Raw genomic sequence first — 15,104 nt, forward strand, 5'->3', positions numbered from 1 at the left:
ACTATTAAACTAAAAAATGTAAGAAAGGACTCGAAAAAGAATTTCTTACCCTTATAAACTAAGGTTATACGACTCAATATCAGGAGTAACAATGGAATTTAGCGTAAAAAGTGGTAGTCCAGAAAAGCAACGTAGCGCATGTATTGTAGTAGGCGTTTATGAGCCACGTCGTTTATCCCCCATTGGTGAACAATTAGATAAAATCAGTGACGGTTATATCTCAAACTTACTACGCCGTGGTGACCTTGAAGGTAAACCAGGCCAAGTATTACTATTGCATCATGTACCTAATGTACTGAGCGAGCGTGTACTACTAGTAGGTTGTGGTAAAGAGCGTGAGCTTGATGACAAACAATATAAACAAATCATCTCAAAAACGATTAACACGCTAAACGAAACCGGTTCGATGGAAGCGGTATGCTTTTTAACTGAGCAACACGTTAAAAGCCGTGACACTTATTGGAAAGTACGCCAAGCAGTTGAAACAACTCAAGACTGCTTGTATACCTTCAATCAACTGAAAAGCAAAAAGAGCGACCCACGTCGCCCACTACGTAAAATTGTTTTCAACGTACCAACGCGTCGCGAGTTAACCATTGGCGAAAGTGCAATTGAGCATGGCTTAGCCATTGCTGCAGGTAGCAAGCTATGTAAAGACGTTGCTAACATGCCGCCAAATATCTGTAACCCCGCTTATTTAGGTGAGCAAGCACAAGAAATTGCTGATAACTTCGATAATGTAAGCGTTGATATTATTGGCGAAGAAAAAATGGCAGAGCTGGGCATGAATTCATACCTAGCGGTTGGCCGTGGTAGTGCTAATGAATCAGTTATGTCGGTGATCAACTATCAAGGTGGCGACAAAGACCAAGCGCCAATCGTGTTAGTGGGTAAAGGCTTAACCTTTGACTCAGGTGGTATTTCAATCAAGCCAGGCGAAGCCATGGATGAAATGAAATACGACATGGGTGGTGCAGCAGGTGTTATTGGTACTATGCGCGCTTTAGTGCAAATGCAATTACCGATTAACGTTGTCGGTGTTTTAGCAGGTTGTGAAAACATGCCAGGCTCAAACGCTTATCGCCCGGGTGATATCTTAACAACCATGTCAGGTCAAACAGTTGAAGTGTTAAATACCGACGCTGAAGGCCGTTTAGTACTGTGTGATGCACTCACTTATGTTGAGCGCTTTGAACCAGATACTGTTGTCGACGTCGCAACACTGACAGGTGCGTGTATTATCGCGCTGGGTTCACATGCCACAGGTTTGCTATCAAACCACAACCCACTTGCCCATGACCTACTAAAAGCGTCTGAGCAAAGTGGCGACCGCGCATGGCAGTTACCTCTTTGGGATGACTATCAAGAGCAACTTGAAAGCCCATTCGCTGATTTCACCAACTTAGGTGGCCGTGCTGCAGGTACGATTACAGCGGCATGCTTCTTATCTAAATTCACCAAAAAATACAATTGGGCGCATTTAGATGTAGCAGGTACAGCATGGCGTAGCGGCGGTAAAAACAAAGGTGCAACTGGTCGTCCGGTGCCTATGTTAACTCAGTATTTGCTAAACCGCGCAGGCGTGAGTGAAGCAAGTCACGATTAAGCCTTATTGCAGGCTTAAAACTAACCCTAAATAAGGCGCCAAATGGCGCCTTATTAATTGAAGCAATTCGCGTTCTATGTCAAAATCCCTGCTTTGATCTGTGTATCTGTGGGGACGAAAGTCACTATGAATATGAACGCACAATTTTACGTTCTAAAACAAGATGATAGTGCCCACCATACGGCTGGCGCTGTTTTCGATCTGGCAGCTAAAATTGCTGCGGATCAGTATCGTCTAGGTCATCGCGTATTTATTTACGCTGATAACACCGACACGGCCCACACAATTGACGACATCATTTGGTCTTTTGAACCAGATAGTTTTGTACCTCACAACTTACAAGGTGAAGGCCCTAAAGGTGGCGCTCCGGTTGAAATTGGTATGACTCCACCTGTCGGCAACAGAAAAATATTAATCAACTTAGCTGAACACCTACCGGATTTTATTCGCCGTTTTCAGCAGGTTTATGATTTCGTACCCGTTGAGCCAAATGCTAAACAAGCCGCCCGTGAGCGGTTTAAAAAGCTTCGCCAACTGGGCGCCCATATTGCAACGCAAGAAATTGACATTTAAGCATTTATTTAAGGTTCTGTGTAATGGATAAAACCTATAATCCGCAAGATATTGAACAGTCTTTATACCAAGACTGGGAAGAAAATGGCTACTTTAAACCGTCTGGCCAAGGTGACGCATACTCAATTATGATCCCGCCACCAAACGTCACGGGTAGCTTACACATGGGCCACGCGTTCCAAGATACCATCATGGATACGCTAACGCGTTTAAAGCGTATGCAAGGCAACAACACTTTATGGCAAGTAGGTACTGACCACGCAGGTATCGCAACGCAAATGCTTGTTGAGCGTAAGCTTGCTGCTGAAGAAGGTAAAACACGTCACGACCTTGGCCGTGAAGCATTTATCGATAAAATCTGGGAGTGGAAAAACCACTCTGGTGGCACGATCACTAAACAATTACGTCGTTTAGGCGCTTCTGTAGATTGGGACCGTGAGCGTTTCACTATGGACGAAGGCCTTTCTGAAGCCGTTAAAGAAGTATTCGTACGTCTTCACAAAGAAGATTTAATCTACCGTGGTAAGCGCCTAGTTAACTGGGATCCTAAACTACACACTGCTATTTCTGATCTTGAAGTTGAAAACAAAGACAAACAAGGTCACATGTGGAACCTACGTTACCCACTTGCTGATGGCGTAAAAACCAAAGATGGTAAAGACTACATCATTGTTGCGACAACACGTCCTGAAACAATGCTAGGTGATTCAGGTGTTGCTGTTAACCCTGATGATGAGCGTTACCAAGATCTGATCGGTAAAGAAATTTTACTGCCAATCGTAAACCGTCGTATTCCAATTGTTGCCGATGAACATGCAGACATGGAAAAAGGCACAGGTTGTGTGAAAATCACGCCTGCCCACGACTTTAACGATAACGAAGTAGGTAAACGTCACCAACTACCAATGATCAACATCTTCAATAAAGATGCAGCGGTATTAAGCGAAGGCGAAAGCTACACATTCGACGGTAAAGAGCTTGAATTAGATGCGCCAATTCCTGAGCGCCTACATGGCCTTGACCGCTTTGATGCACGTAAAGCGATTGTGAGCGAATTTGAAGAACTTGGTCTATTAGAAAAAATTGAAGATCACAGCCTAACTGTACCTTACGGTGACCGTTCTGGCGTAGTGATTGAGCCTCTTCTTACAGATCAGTGGTACGTGCGCGTAGCACCACTTGCAGAGCCTGCAAAAGAAGCAGTTAAAAATGGCGACATTCAATTTGTACCTCAACAATACGAGAACATGTACTTCTCGTGGATGAACGACGTACAAGACTGGTGTATTTCACGTCAGCTTTGGTGGGGTCACCGCATCCCAGCTTGGTACGACAACGAAGGCAACGTTTACGTTGGTCGTGACGAAGCTGAAGTACGCCGTGATAACAACCTTGCTGATGATGTTGCACTTAAACAAGACGAAGACGTTTTAGATACCTGGTTCTCATCTGCGCTTTGGACTTTCTCAACGCAAGGCTGGCCGGCAAACACTGATGATTTAAAAACGTTCCACCCGTCTGACGTATTGGTAACAGGTTTCGATATCATCTTCTTCTGGGTTGCTCGTATGATCATGATGACCATGCACTTCATCAAAGATGAAGACGGCAAGCCACAAGTACCATTTAAAACCGTTTACGTAACTGGCCTTATCCGCGATGAAAACGGCGATAAGATGTCTAAATCGAAAGGTAACGTACTTGATCCTATCGACATGATTGACGGTATCGACCTTGAAAGCCTAGTTGAAAAGCGCACTGGTAACATGATGCAGCCACAACTAGCGAAGAAGATTGAGAAGAACACTCGTAAAACTTTCGAAAACGGTATTGAAGCACACGGTACAGACGCACTGCGTTTCACCCTTGCTGCAATGGCTTCAACGGGCCGTGATATCAACTGGGATATGAACCGCCTTGAAGGTTACCGTAACTTCTGTAACAAACTATGGAACGCAAGCCGTTACGTATTGATGAATACAGAAGAGCAAGACTGTGGCTTCGCTACCGATGCTGAAAAACAGTACTCACTCGCTGATCGTTGGATTTTAGGCCAGTTTGAAGCAACTGTTAAAACCTATACTGAGCATCTAGAAAACTACCGTTTTGACCTAGCAGCAAACACCATTTATGAGTTCACTTGGAACCAATTCTGTGACTGGTACCTAGAGCTTACTAAACCTGTATTGTTTAAAGGTAACGAAGCACAGCAACGTGGTACTCGTCATACCTTAATCACAGTATTAGAAAGCCTACTTCGCTTAATGCACCCGTTAATGCCTTACATCACAGAAACGATTTGGCAACGCGTGGCACCACTTGCAGGTATCGAAACTGCGGGCACTAGCATCATGGTTCAAGGTTTCCCTGTTTACAATGAAGCAAATGTTGATAGCCAAGCGATGGACGACCTAGAGTGGGTTAAACAATTCATTCTTGCTATTCGTAACATCCGTGGTGAAATGGATATCAGCCCAAGCAAACCATTATCGGTATTGCTTGCTAATGCGTCTGACGAAGACAAGCGTCGCTTAACAGATAACGAAGCATTCTTAGCGTCTCTTGCTAAGCTTGAAGAATTCACGCTTCTTGATAACAAAGACGAAGCACCTGCGTGTGCAACATCGTATGTTGGTAACCTTGAGATCATGATCCCAATGGCTGGCCTAATCGATGTTGAAGCTGAACTAGCTCGTATCGCGAAGCAGCTTGAAAAAGCAGAGAAAGGCTTAGCTCAAGTTAATAACAAATTAGCTAACGAGAAGTTCGTAAATAACGCGCCAGAAGCTGTGCTTGCTAAAGAGCATGCTAAGCTGGCTGAGTTTACAGATGCGAAAGACAAACTATTAGCGCAAAAAGCGAAAATCGAAAGTCTATAACAGCATATATAAAGCGCGATTTATTCGCGCTTACAAAAAAGCCGCGCTATAACATTGTTATAGCGCGGCTTTTTAACGCTCTGTAGCAGCGACTTTACGTCGCGTCACAATTAAAATTTGTAGTTGTACTGAGCACCAACTAATACTGCGTGACCTTTTGATTCATATTCCCATGAAACATCTTGGCCTAAAGAAGCAGCTAGGCTGTCTTTTTCAGAGAAGTTTTGTGTTTTACCACGAAGAATACTTACACCTAAGTCAACATTTGAGTTTTCGCTAAATGCGTAGTTACCACCAAACGAGAACCAGAAACGATCTGTATCAGGGATAGAGATTGAAAGGTGTGATTGGTCTGCTGGTGACTCATCGTATGCAATACCTGCACGAAGTAAAAGTGCATCGCTGTACTGGTAGTCAGTACCGATAGAGTAACGCATTGAATCTGAGAAGTTCTCTTCTTTAGAGAATACAGGCGTTTCAAGGCTTGGTGTATAAGCTTCTAATTTTTGGAAGCTATCCCAACCAGTCCATAAGATGCTGTAGTGTACGCCTAGCTTCTTATCAAGTTGATGTGAACCAGAAAATTCAGCAATTGCTGGTAAAGTCAGTTTTAACTCACCCGGTACTACTGTGCCCGCTAAACCGCCAACTGCAGCTGGAAGTTGGTTTGAGTACTCGCCTTCAAAGTCGATATCTGTTTCACTGCGGTAGTTAAAACCAAAACGGTTGTTTTCGTCTAACTGATACATCGCACCAATGTTCCAACCAAAGCCGTAGTCGTCACCTTCAAGGTGAGCAATTTGCGTGCTAGCTGGTAAACCAAATGGGTTAGTACCTGCATTACGAACAACTTTTGCATCAGCATAAACATAGTTTAAACCAAGACCTAAGCTGAACTGTTCGTTGATTTTATATGAAGCGCTAGCATTCATGTTAACTGTTACGATTTCAGTTTCACCAGCAATAGAGCCTGCCGCGTAGTCATCTTTAAACTCAGTTGAAAGACCGAAGTTTGAAAAAGCACCAAAGCCTAAAGACACTTTATCGTTTAAAGGCATTGTGAAATAACCTGCAGGGATAAATGCAGATGGTGCAATGCTATCGTCATCGATAGAGCTTTCATCTAAGCCGTATGCAGCACTTTCGCCTTTTAAGCTTACATCTGGAATTACAGCAATACCTGCTACTGAGATTTGCTTGTCTTTGAATAAAGACATAAGTGCAGGGTTACGAGCAACAACTGATGCGTCATCTGCAACAGCTGCTTCACCAGCGTATGCGCGACCTAAACCTGAAACGTTTTGCTCTGCTAATTGGAAAGCTGCAGCGAAGCTGTCAGCAGAAACAACAGCAAGTGATGCTGCAATTAGTGTTTTAGTGAACTTCATAAATCTGTGTCCTCTTGCAAACTTGTGCGAAAGCTAATCCAACAATGAGGGCAACCTATTAGTTAAGCATAAAAGATTAGCGCTGTATGTTGGTATTAGATGTTTTATTCTAATGATTACAAACTTTCGAACATTACCTTAATTAAGATCAAAAAACTGTAATTTTTCGTTATAAATAGGTAAAAAACCCGCATTTTAACAACAAGATAACAACTTATTAAAACTCATCAGAGCTCTGATTACAAAAACAACAAACGGTAGTAATTATCATTTGCATTGACATCTATTTCTTGTCCCTTTAGACTAAAAATAAAGGTTTTACTGTTGAGTTTGAGTATGGAAATCGCATTGATTATTGCGGCACTGATGTTATGTGGTGTGAGTGTTCATTATTTTTGTAAAGCAAATTATTGCGCGTGCACTAAAGCGGGTGATTGCGATAACCCAGTCAATCACTATTGGCTAGGCGCCATGCTGAGTGCTGTTTTATCACTACTGTTATGTTGTGTGGCCTTACATGTAGAAAAAGGCACATTGCTGTGGTTGGTATTAATGACGAGTTGTTTTAGTGGTGCATTTATTTCAGCAAAACGCAGTGCCAAAAAACGCTGTGTTAAGTCTAAACAAGCAGATGCTCTTTTAACAAACGAGCCAAATTAAGCTGATAATCTAGAGGCTTAATGCTCGCAATAATTTTTAGTTCTTTTTCTACGCTTAAATCGACATCTTTGGCAGTAATATGATGCTTATGCTTGGCATTATAGAAGATCTTTATTTTCGGCTTAATTGGGTTTTCGTGGTTACCTTCCATCACTAACGCCAAGCGCTCATTATTCAACTTCACAATCGTTCCAACAGGGTGCACCCCTAGGCATTTAATAAAGCGTTGCACCAACTCAGAGTCAAACAATTGCTTATTGGCAAGTAAATAACGCAGCGCTGAGATTGGCTCTTCACCCATTTGATGAGGCCTGTCTGCAGTCATAGCATCATAAACATCAACGATTGCCATCATACGGGCTGCACGGCTCAGCTTTTCAGCTGCAATACCGCGAGGGTAACCTGTACCATCTAAACGCTCATGGTGATTCACTATCATATCGAGCATTAACGGCGTAATGCCCTTTTCACCTTTCACTAAACCTAAACTCTGCGCGACATGCTTTTTAACAACTTGCATTTCGTTGTCGTTCAAGGCACTAGGTTTTGACAATACACCTTGTGGCATTTTCGCCTGACCGATATCGTGCATCAATGCACCCATTGCCAGCTCTTTAATTGTCTTTTCTTTGTAACCTAGGTACTTAGCAAACACACTCACCAAAATAGCGGTGTTGATCATGTGCCGCCAGTTATAAATATGTTTATCTTTAAGGCGAGTTAAAATAGTTAAGGCATTGTGATTACGAAATACCGAGCTGACTATATCAACGGCGATATCATCAAGCACAGCTACATTCATCTTTAAACCCGATGTGATATCTGAGTAGAAACCTTGCAATTTTCGGCTGTGCTGCTCGTAATGCACGCTGGCTTTTAAAAATTCTTGTTGAACCGTGATCCCTTGTGGTGCTTCGTTAGCTGCAGGTTTTTGTTCAACCTTAGGTTTAGCTGGTTCAGGCTTTGGTTGGTATTTTTTAGGGAGTGCAACATCGCTTTGTGTAAAGTCGATGAGAAGCTCTTCAACCCCTTCTGAGATCAGGCGTTGAATAATCGTTTTATCACGCACTAAACCACGTGTTTTGATTTTAATACTATTTACATGCTCTTGTTGCTTACTGACACTGTCAACAAACATCCCTGGTACAAGTTCGGCAATGGGTAAGGTAATAAGCATATGTGAGCTTAGCGCATAAAAACATCGAGTTTTTTATTATCGCTAATTGATTACAAATGTCTATAGATTGGGTAGCGAATACGAAATAGGTATGAGAGAAGAGTTAGAAAGGGGGAAGTTTCTAGAGGAAAGTTAGAAAGGGGAAAGTCAGAAAGGGGGAAGTTTCTAGGGAAAAGTTAGAAAGAGTAAAGCTAGAATCGCTTAGCTAACGACTCAAGAAACTCGCTAACTTTACTCTTGAAACTTGCTAACTTCCTATCCCTAGCAACTTGCTAACTTTACTCCTGAAAGTAAGTACCCCAGCCGTCGTATTCAACGTCGGTTTGCTGAGCGAGTGCTTCTAGCTTGTCTACGTCTTCCATAATCGCTTCTACTTCAAGTTCACACTCAACAACCACGTCAAAGCTCCACACTTTCTCGCCGTCTTCTAGCTCAAGTTCTGCTGGCTCTTCAACATCGTAACCTAGTTTAAAAGCGGCTAAAGCGGCTTGCTCTAACTTTTCAAAATTTTCGCTAACAAAGTGGTGTTCCACTTCATAAAGTACTTCAGGATCTGAGCCATCTTCAAGTAATGAAGTAACGATGTCTTCAGTAATTTCGCGCCAATTTTCCATTATTTGTTTCTCACTTGAGCATCTAATTCAGTTATTTTAGCAGCCATAATCTGATGAACATGTGAAGCATGGTCACGAGCAGATACGTCTTTATCAAGATAAATCGGCGCTAACATTTCGAGGTAAATTGTACCATTATCCCAGCGATTTAGCTTAATAGTTTTGTGCGTTGTACTCATACAAACTGGCACTACTGGCACATCAGCACTCATTGCTGTGTGAAATGCCCCTGTTTTAAAAGGTAATAAACCACGACCATAGCTTCGCGTACCCTCAGGAAACATCCAAACAGATAGACCTTTTTGTTTTATTTTCTCAGCTGATTTAGAAATTGTGCCTGCCGCTTTTGATCGGTTAGCACGGTCAATTAAGATATTTCCCGATAACCAATACAACTGACCAAAAAACGGGATCCATTTAAGGCTTTTTTTACCTAGGCTTACGCAGTTCTCTGGCACCATGGCAGGTAAAGTGAATAAGTCATAGTTATTTTGATGATTTGCTACATAGACAGCAGGACCAATATTTTTTGGAGTCTCGTGATATTTAAGCTCTAGTTTGACACCTAAAATTTTAGCTACCTTGCAAAACCAACCCGAAATAATATGCACGTTATTAGTATGAAACGGCTTCACTATGCATAAAAGCAGCCCAAAAAAACAGCTTAAAATGATAAATAAAGCCATGAAAATTATGCGAAAAATAGCTAACAAACGAATTCTCCTCGTACTAATCAGCGCGCATTATAACGTGAAAAATACCATTTCCATAGCTTTAAGCGCACATGTGTACGCTTAAAATTTCATAACGTTTTAACAATAAAAAGGCCTGCAATTGCAGGCCTCTGGTTTTTACTCTGTTACTTCGCTTGGCGACTCATCACTATCATCTGTTTGAGTCACTTCGACTACAGCCTCATCAACACGCTGCAAACCACGGGGTAATTTATTACCTCGTCTACCACGTTCACCATGATAATGCTCAAGGTCAGCCGGTTTCAGTGTTAGTTTTCGTTTACCTGCATGTAGGGTTACGCTACTGCCCGCAGGCACCACAGCCAGTACTTTTACAAACTCTTCTCGGGCTTGTACTTTCGCACTTGGGATAGAAATAATCTTATTTCCTTTACCCTTACTAAGTTTAGGTAAATCACGCAGTGGGAATAACAACATGCGGCCTTCGTTAGAAATTGCCATACAGTAATCTGTTGCTACGTCAGTTACTCTAATTGGCGCGAGTAATTCACCGCCTTTAGGAACACTGACCAGCGCTTTACCGTTTTTGTTCTTACTCACCAGGTCTTTAAAGTCACTTATAAAACCATAACCTGCATCTGAGGCCATTAACAACACTTGGTTGTCTTCTGCCATCACCACATGCTCAAAGTTGGCTCCTGCGCTTAGGTTAAAGCGCCCTGTCATTGGCTCACCTTGGCTTCGAGCTGAAGGTAAACTGTGTGCATCAGTAGCAAAAGCACGACCACTTGAGTCTAAGAACACTGCAGGCTGGTTACTCTTACCTCGCGCTGAGGCTTTATAGCTGTCACCTGACTTATAACTTAGCCCTTCAACATCTAAATCATGGCCTTTACCAACACGTGCCCAACCTTTTTCAGATAACACAACGGTCACTGACTCTGAAGGGATAAGGTCTTTTTCACTTAGCGCTTTCGCTTCAACACGTTCAACAACTGGAGAGCGACGATCATCGCCATACATTTCAGCCGCTTCTTGGATTTCTTTTTTCATCAAGGTCGACATACGACGCTCTGAACCAAGCGTTTGCTCTAACTTGTCACGCTCAAGGGCAAGCTCATCTTGCTCACCTTTAATCTTGAACTCTTCAAGTTTTGCTAAATGACGTAGTTTTAACTCTAAAATCGCTTCCGCTTGAATATCAGTTAAACCAAAACGCTCCATTAATACAGGCTTTGGTTTATCTTCAGTACGGATAATTTCGATAACTTCATCAATATTTAAGAAGGCCGTTAATAAACCTTCTAAAATATGTAAGCGAGCTAATACTTTATCTAAACGGTGCTGTAAGCGACGGCGAACCGTTTCACGTCGAAACGTTAACCACTCAGTTAAGATACTACGTAAATCTTTAACTTGCGGACGACCATCAAGGCCAAGCATGTTTAAGTTTACGCGGTAGTTCTTTTCTAAATCTGTAGTTGCAAATAAGTGTGCCATTAGTGGCTCAGCTTTAATGCGGTTTGAGCGCGGTACAATCACGATACGAGTTGGGTTTTCGTGATCAGATTCGTCACGTAAATCAGCAACCATTGGCAACTTTTTAGCATTCATCTGGGCTGCAATTTGCTCAAGTACTTTTGCACCTGAACACTGATGAGGAAGCGCAGTGATCACTATGTCACCTTGCTCTTCAGTGTAAATTGCACGCATCTTGATAGAACCACGTCCGGTTTGATAAATCTTACGAATATCGTCTTTCGGTGTGATGATCTCAGCTTCTGTTGGGTAGTCAGGCGCATGCACTAACTCAAGCAACTCTTCGATTTCTGTCTTTGGCTTATCAAGTAATAGACAACAGGCACTGGCAACTTCACGCACATTGTGTGGTGGGATATCGGTTGCCATACCTACTGCAATACCCGTTACACCATTAAGTAAGATGTGTGGTAAACGCGCAGGTAACACCATTGGCTCATCAAGTGTACCGTCAAAGTTTGCGGTCCAATCGACAGTGCCTTGACCCAGCTCTTTTAGCAGAACTTCTGAGAACTTAGATAAACGCGCTTCGGTGTAACGCATTGCTGCAAATGATTTAGGATCATCAGCAGCACCCCAGTTACCTTGACCGTCCACCAGCGGGTAGCGGTAAGAAAACGGCTGCGCCATTAACACCATCGCTTCGTAACAAGCACTATCGCCATGGGGGTGGTATTTACCCAGTACATCACCCACGGTACGGGCTGATTTTTTGTATTTTGCTTGCGCCGATAGCCCCAGTTCGCTCATTGCATAGATGATACGACGCTGTACAGGCTTAAGACCGTCACCTACATGAGGTAGGGCACGGTCCATGATGACGTACATTGAGTAGTTTAAGTAGGCGTCTTCAGTAAAGCGCCCCATTGTTTGTTGTTCTACGCCTTGCATCAGCAAGGTATCTGTATCACTCATTAACGCTTACCTATTTTTTCTTAGCACTAACGCGATAGATCACATTAGCAAAGTCGTCTGAGATCAATAAGCTGCCATCTGCAAGCTCTGCAAATGCAACTGGGCGACCAAATGTTTCTTCGTTTTGCATAAAGCCTGTGATGAACGGGGTGTAATTAGTAATACGACCTTGTTCAACATTTGCTAGCATCACTTTATAGCCTGATTTTTTACTACGGTTCCACGAACCATGCTCAGCAACAAAAAGCTGCTCTTTGTATTTAGCAGGAAACTGCTTACCGTTATAAAAATGAATACCTAGAGGAGCAACATGAGCACCAAGTGCAAGGGCTGGCGATTTGTAGTCAGCAATACTTTTACCTTTGCCAAACTCAGGATCTAAAATCGCACCAGCGTGAACATAAGGGAAACCATAATGCGCGCCCTCTTCACCTTCACCAACACGGTTAATTTCGCATGGTGGCATGTCATCACCCATCATGTCACGGCCGTTATCACTAAACCAAAATGCATTCGTTGTTGGGTGATAATCAAAACCAACTGAGTTACGAACACCTTTGGCGATGGTTTTAATTTCTTTTGTATCCACATCTAGCGAGAAGATACGGCCGTATTTGTCGTCTTCCGCACAAATGTTACATGGCACACCCACTGGCACAATTAGCTCACCGGTTGGCGCAAAACTAATAAACTTCCAACCATGGTGACGATCAGTTGGAAACTTGTCGTATACCACGTCAAATTTAGGATCTTTAAGGTTTTTGTCTACGTCTTTAAAACGAATGATACGTGACACTTCAGCCACATATAAATCACCATCTTTAATTGCTAAACCTGATGGCATTTCAAGGCCAGTAGCAATCACAATCTTTTTATCTGCTACACCATCACTGTTGTGGTCAATCAGTGCATAAACATTACCTGCTTTACGCGAACCTGCGTAAACAATGCCTCTTTTTGATACCGCAATTTGACGCGCGTTTTCAACATCATCGGCAAACAGGCTTATAGAAAAGCCATCAGCAACTGTTAATTTATCAAGAATATCTTTTGCCATTACAGGCGCTGATAACAAGCTCAGCGATAATAATGAGGTCAGTAGTTTTTTCATTTTTGTCTTGCCCTTTAATTCTTTGCTAGCAACTAAGTTGCTACACCCTTTATTAAACTTCTGCGCGGTTACCGTGATCTTCTAACCATTGGCGACGGTCTGACGAACGTTTCTTCGCAAGTAGCATATCCATCATTTCCATGGTTTGCTCTTCTTCGTCTAAAGTTAATTGCACTAAACGACGCGTATTAGGATCCATGGTGGTTTCGCGTAATTGTAATGGGTTCATTTCACCTAAGCCTTTGAAGCGTTGTACATTGACTTTACCGCGTTTTTTCTCTGCTTCAATGCGCGCTAAAATACCGTTCTTTTCCTCTTCATCAAGGGCATAATAAACCTCTTTACCAATGTCGATACGAAATAGCGGTGGCATAGCTACATACACGTGGCCTTGTTTGATAAGCGATGGAAAGTGGCGAACAAACAGCGCACAAAGCAAGGTAGCAATGTGCAATCCATCTGAGTCAGCATCGGCCAAGATACAAATCTTGTTATAACGCAGACCAGATAAATCACTTGAATCAGGGTCAATACCCAAAGCGACAGAAATATCATGCACCTCTTGCGATGCTAAAATCTGCCCAGATTCAACTTCCCAAGTATTTAAGATTTTACCGCGCAGCGGCATAATTGCTTGGAATTCACGGTCGCGCGCTTGTTTTGCTGAGCCACCCGCTGAGTCACCCTCTACTAAAAACAGTTCCGTACGGTCATTATCTTGGGCGCTACAGTCAGTTAATTTACCCGGTAATGCAGGGCCTGAGGTAACACGCTTACGCACAACTTTTTTAGCAGCACGTAAACGGCGCTGCGCATTTGAGATACATAACTCAGCTAATAATTCTGCCGTTTCTGTATGCTCGTTTAACCATAAACTAAATGAGTCTTTTACCACACCAGATACAAACGCAGCGCATGAGCGAGATGAAAGCTTTTCTTTTGTTTGGCCAGCAAACTGTGGGTCTTGCATTTTAACCGATAATACGTAGCTACAGCGCTCCCAAATATCATCTGGCGTTAGCTTTACACCACGCGGTAATAAGTTTCTGAATTCGCAGAATTCACGCATAGCTTCAAGTAAGCCTTGGCGTAAACCATTAACATGCGTACCGCCTTGTGCAGTAGGTATTAAGTTTACATAACTTTCAGCGATTGATTCACCGCCTTCAGGTAGCCATACAACAGCCCAGTCAGCGCCTTCTGTTGAACTTGAAAAGTCACCAATAAATGGCACTTTTGGTAATACTTCAAAACCTTTAACTGCTTCAACTAGGTAATCTTTTAAGCCAGTTTCGTAATACCATTCTTGGCTTTCTTTGGTTTGCTTGTTAGTAAACTTAATGCGCAGGCCTGGGCATAATACCGCTTTGGCTTTTAATAAGTGATTAAGCTTAGTGATAGAAAAGTTAGCTGAGTCAAAATAGCTGGCATCAGGCCAAAAACGCACGGTTGTACCTGTGTTACGCTTACCTACAGTGCCAATGACGTTTAAGTCTTCAACCTTGTCACCGTTTTCAAAGGCCATACGAAATTGCTGCGCATCACGGCGCACAGTGACTTCAACACGAGTCGATAGCGCATTTACAACCGAAATACCTACCCCGTGTAAACCACCGGAAAACTGATAATTTTTATTAGAGAACTTACCACCGGCGTGCAGCTTGGTAAAAATAAGCTCCACACCTGGAATACCTTCTTCAGGGTGAATATCAATCGGCATACCACGGCCATCATCGATAACCTCAAGAGAGTTATCTTCATGAAGGATGACATCAATTTTTGTGGCATGACCAGCCATTGCTTCATCGACACTGTTATCGATAACTTCTTGGCCTAAATGGTTAGGTCGAACCGTGTCGGTGTACATACCTGGGCGGCGTTTTACGGGCTCTAATCCGTTTAAGACTTCAATTGCTTCGGCGTTATAATTTTGCTGACTCATAGTTT

General features: G+C 42.7%; 11 protein-coding genes. 4 read left to right on the forward strand and 7 right to left on the reverse strand.

Features of this window, described 5'->3' with window-relative positions; genetic code table 11:
* Positions 1-91: 91 nt before the first annotated feature.
* From pepA to MTF66_RS27405, 3 genes are all read left to right on the forward strand, one after another.
* Positions 92-1,606, forward strand: a complete 1,515-nt coding sequence (gene pepA / locus MTF66_RS27395) for a leucyl aminopeptidase (protein WP_248529249.1) — start codon at positions 92-94, stop codon at positions 1,604-1,606.
* A gap of 126 nt (positions 1,607-1,732) precedes the next feature.
* Positions 1,733-2,179 carry a DNA polymerase III subunit chi gene (locus MTF66_RS27400; RefSeq protein ID WP_248529250.1) on the forward strand — a complete coding sequence of 149 codons (447 nt, stop codon included), beginning with the start codon at positions 1,733-1,735 and terminating at the stop codon, positions 2,177-2,179.
* A gap of 23 nt (positions 2,180-2,202) precedes the next feature.
* A complete protein-coding gene (locus tag MTF66_RS27405) occupies positions 2,203-5,058 on the forward strand; it encodes a valine--tRNA ligase (protein WP_248529251.1) in 2,856 nt (951 codons plus the stop codon).
* Between the two features lie 110 nt (positions 5,059-5,168).
* Here the strand turns inward: MTF66_RS27405 and MTF66_RS27410 are convergent, their stop codons facing one another.
* On the reverse strand, positions 5,169-6,446 hold the full coding sequence (locus tag MTF66_RS27410) for an outer membrane protein transport protein (protein ID WP_248529252.1): 1,278 nt from the start codon (positions 6,444-6,446) through the stop codon (positions 5,169-5,171).
* Between the two features lie 336 nt (positions 6,447-6,782).
* Here MTF66_RS27410 and MTF66_RS27415 point away from each other — a divergent pair, with 336 nt between their 5' ends.
* Positions 6,783-7,106 (forward strand): hypothetical protein, encoded by a 324-nt coding sequence (locus MTF66_RS27415; RefSeq protein ID WP_054562719.1) that lies wholly within the window; start codon positions 6,783-6,785, stop codon positions 7,104-7,106.
* Here MTF66_RS27415 and MTF66_RS27420 read toward each other — a convergent pair.
* The 6 genes from MTF66_RS27420 to parE form a co-directional block, all read right to left on the reverse strand.
* On the reverse strand, positions 7,066-8,283 hold the full coding sequence (locus MTF66_RS27420) for an HD-GYP domain-containing protein (RefSeq protein ID WP_054562720.1): 1,218 nt from the start codon (positions 8,281-8,283) through the stop codon (positions 7,066-7,068). The two genes, MTF66_RS27415 and MTF66_RS27420, sit on opposite strands and share 41 nt — an antisense overlap.
* A gap of 278 nt (positions 8,284-8,561) precedes the next feature.
* Complete coding sequence (gene rraB, locus MTF66_RS27425; protein ID WP_054562721.1) at positions 8,562-8,897, reverse strand: ribonuclease E inhibitor RraB; 336 nt, start codon at positions 8,895-8,897, stop codon at positions 8,562-8,564.
* A complete protein-coding gene (locus tag MTF66_RS27430; protein ID WP_374237593.1) occupies positions 8,897-9,583 on the reverse strand; it encodes a 1-acylglycerol-3-phosphate O-acyltransferase in 687 nt (228 codons plus the stop codon). Before MTF66_RS27430 ends, rraB begins: the two co-directional genes overlap by 1 nt.
* A gap of 165 nt (positions 9,584-9,748) precedes the next feature.
* Complete coding sequence (gene parC / locus MTF66_RS27435; RefSeq protein WP_058586579.1) at positions 9,749-12,046, reverse strand: DNA topoisomerase IV subunit A; 2,298 nt, start codon at positions 12,044-12,046, stop codon at positions 9,749-9,751.
* Between the two features lie 10 nt (positions 12,047-12,056).
* A complete protein-coding gene (locus MTF66_RS27440; protein ID WP_058586580.1) occupies positions 12,057-13,157 on the reverse strand; it encodes a sorbosone dehydrogenase family protein in 1,101 nt (366 codons plus the stop codon).
* A gap of 52 nt (positions 13,158-13,209) precedes the next feature.
* On the reverse strand, positions 13,210-15,099 hold the full coding sequence (parE, locus tag MTF66_RS27445) for a DNA topoisomerase IV subunit B (RefSeq protein WP_248529254.1): 1,890 nt from the start codon (positions 15,097-15,099) through the stop codon (positions 13,210-13,212).
* Between the last annotated feature and the right edge of the window lie 5 nt (positions 15,100-15,104).

The sequence above is a fragment of the Pseudoalteromonas sp. 2CM39R genome (assembly GCF_023161845.1).

Coding starts and splice junctions, on each gene's coding strand:
- MTF66_RS27420 (WP_054562720.1), bottom strand. CDS start 8,283: ATGCTTATTACCTTACCCATTGCCGAACTTGTACCAGGGATGTTTGTT.
- rraB (WP_054562721.1), bottom strand. CDS start 8,897: ATGGAAAATTGGCGCGAAATTACTGAAGACATCGTTACTTCATTACTT.
- MTF66_RS27430 (WP_374237593.1), bottom strand. CDS start 9,583: ATGGCTTTATTTATCATTTTAAGCTGTTTTTTTGGGCTGCTTTTATGC.
- MTF66_RS27405 (WP_248529251.1), top strand. CDS start 2,203: ATGGATAAAACCTATAATCCGCAAGATATTGAACAGTCTTTATACCAA.
- pepA (WP_248529249.1), top strand. CDS start 92: ATGGAATTTAGCGTAAAAAGTGGTAGTCCAGAAAAGCAACGTAGCGCA.
- MTF66_RS27410 (WP_248529252.1), bottom strand. CDS start 6,446: ATGAAGTTCACTAAAACACTAATTGCAGCATCACTTGCTGTTGTTTCT.
- parC (WP_058586579.1), bottom strand. CDS start 12,046: ATGAGTGATACAGATACCTTGCTGATGCAAGGCGTAGAACAACAAACA.
- parE (WP_248529254.1), bottom strand. CDS start 15,099: ATGAGTCAGCAAAATTATAACGCCGAAGCAATTGAAGTCTTAAACGGA.
- MTF66_RS27415 (WP_054562719.1), top strand. CDS start 6,783: ATGGAAATCGCATTGATTATTGCGGCACTGATGTTATGTGGTGTGAGT.
- MTF66_RS27440 (WP_058586580.1), bottom strand. CDS start 13,157: ATGAAAAAACTACTGACCTCATTATTATCGCTGAGCTTGTTATCAGCG.
- MTF66_RS27400 (WP_248529250.1), top strand. CDS start 1,733: ATGAATATGAACGCACAATTTTACGTTCTAAAACAAGATGATAGTGCC.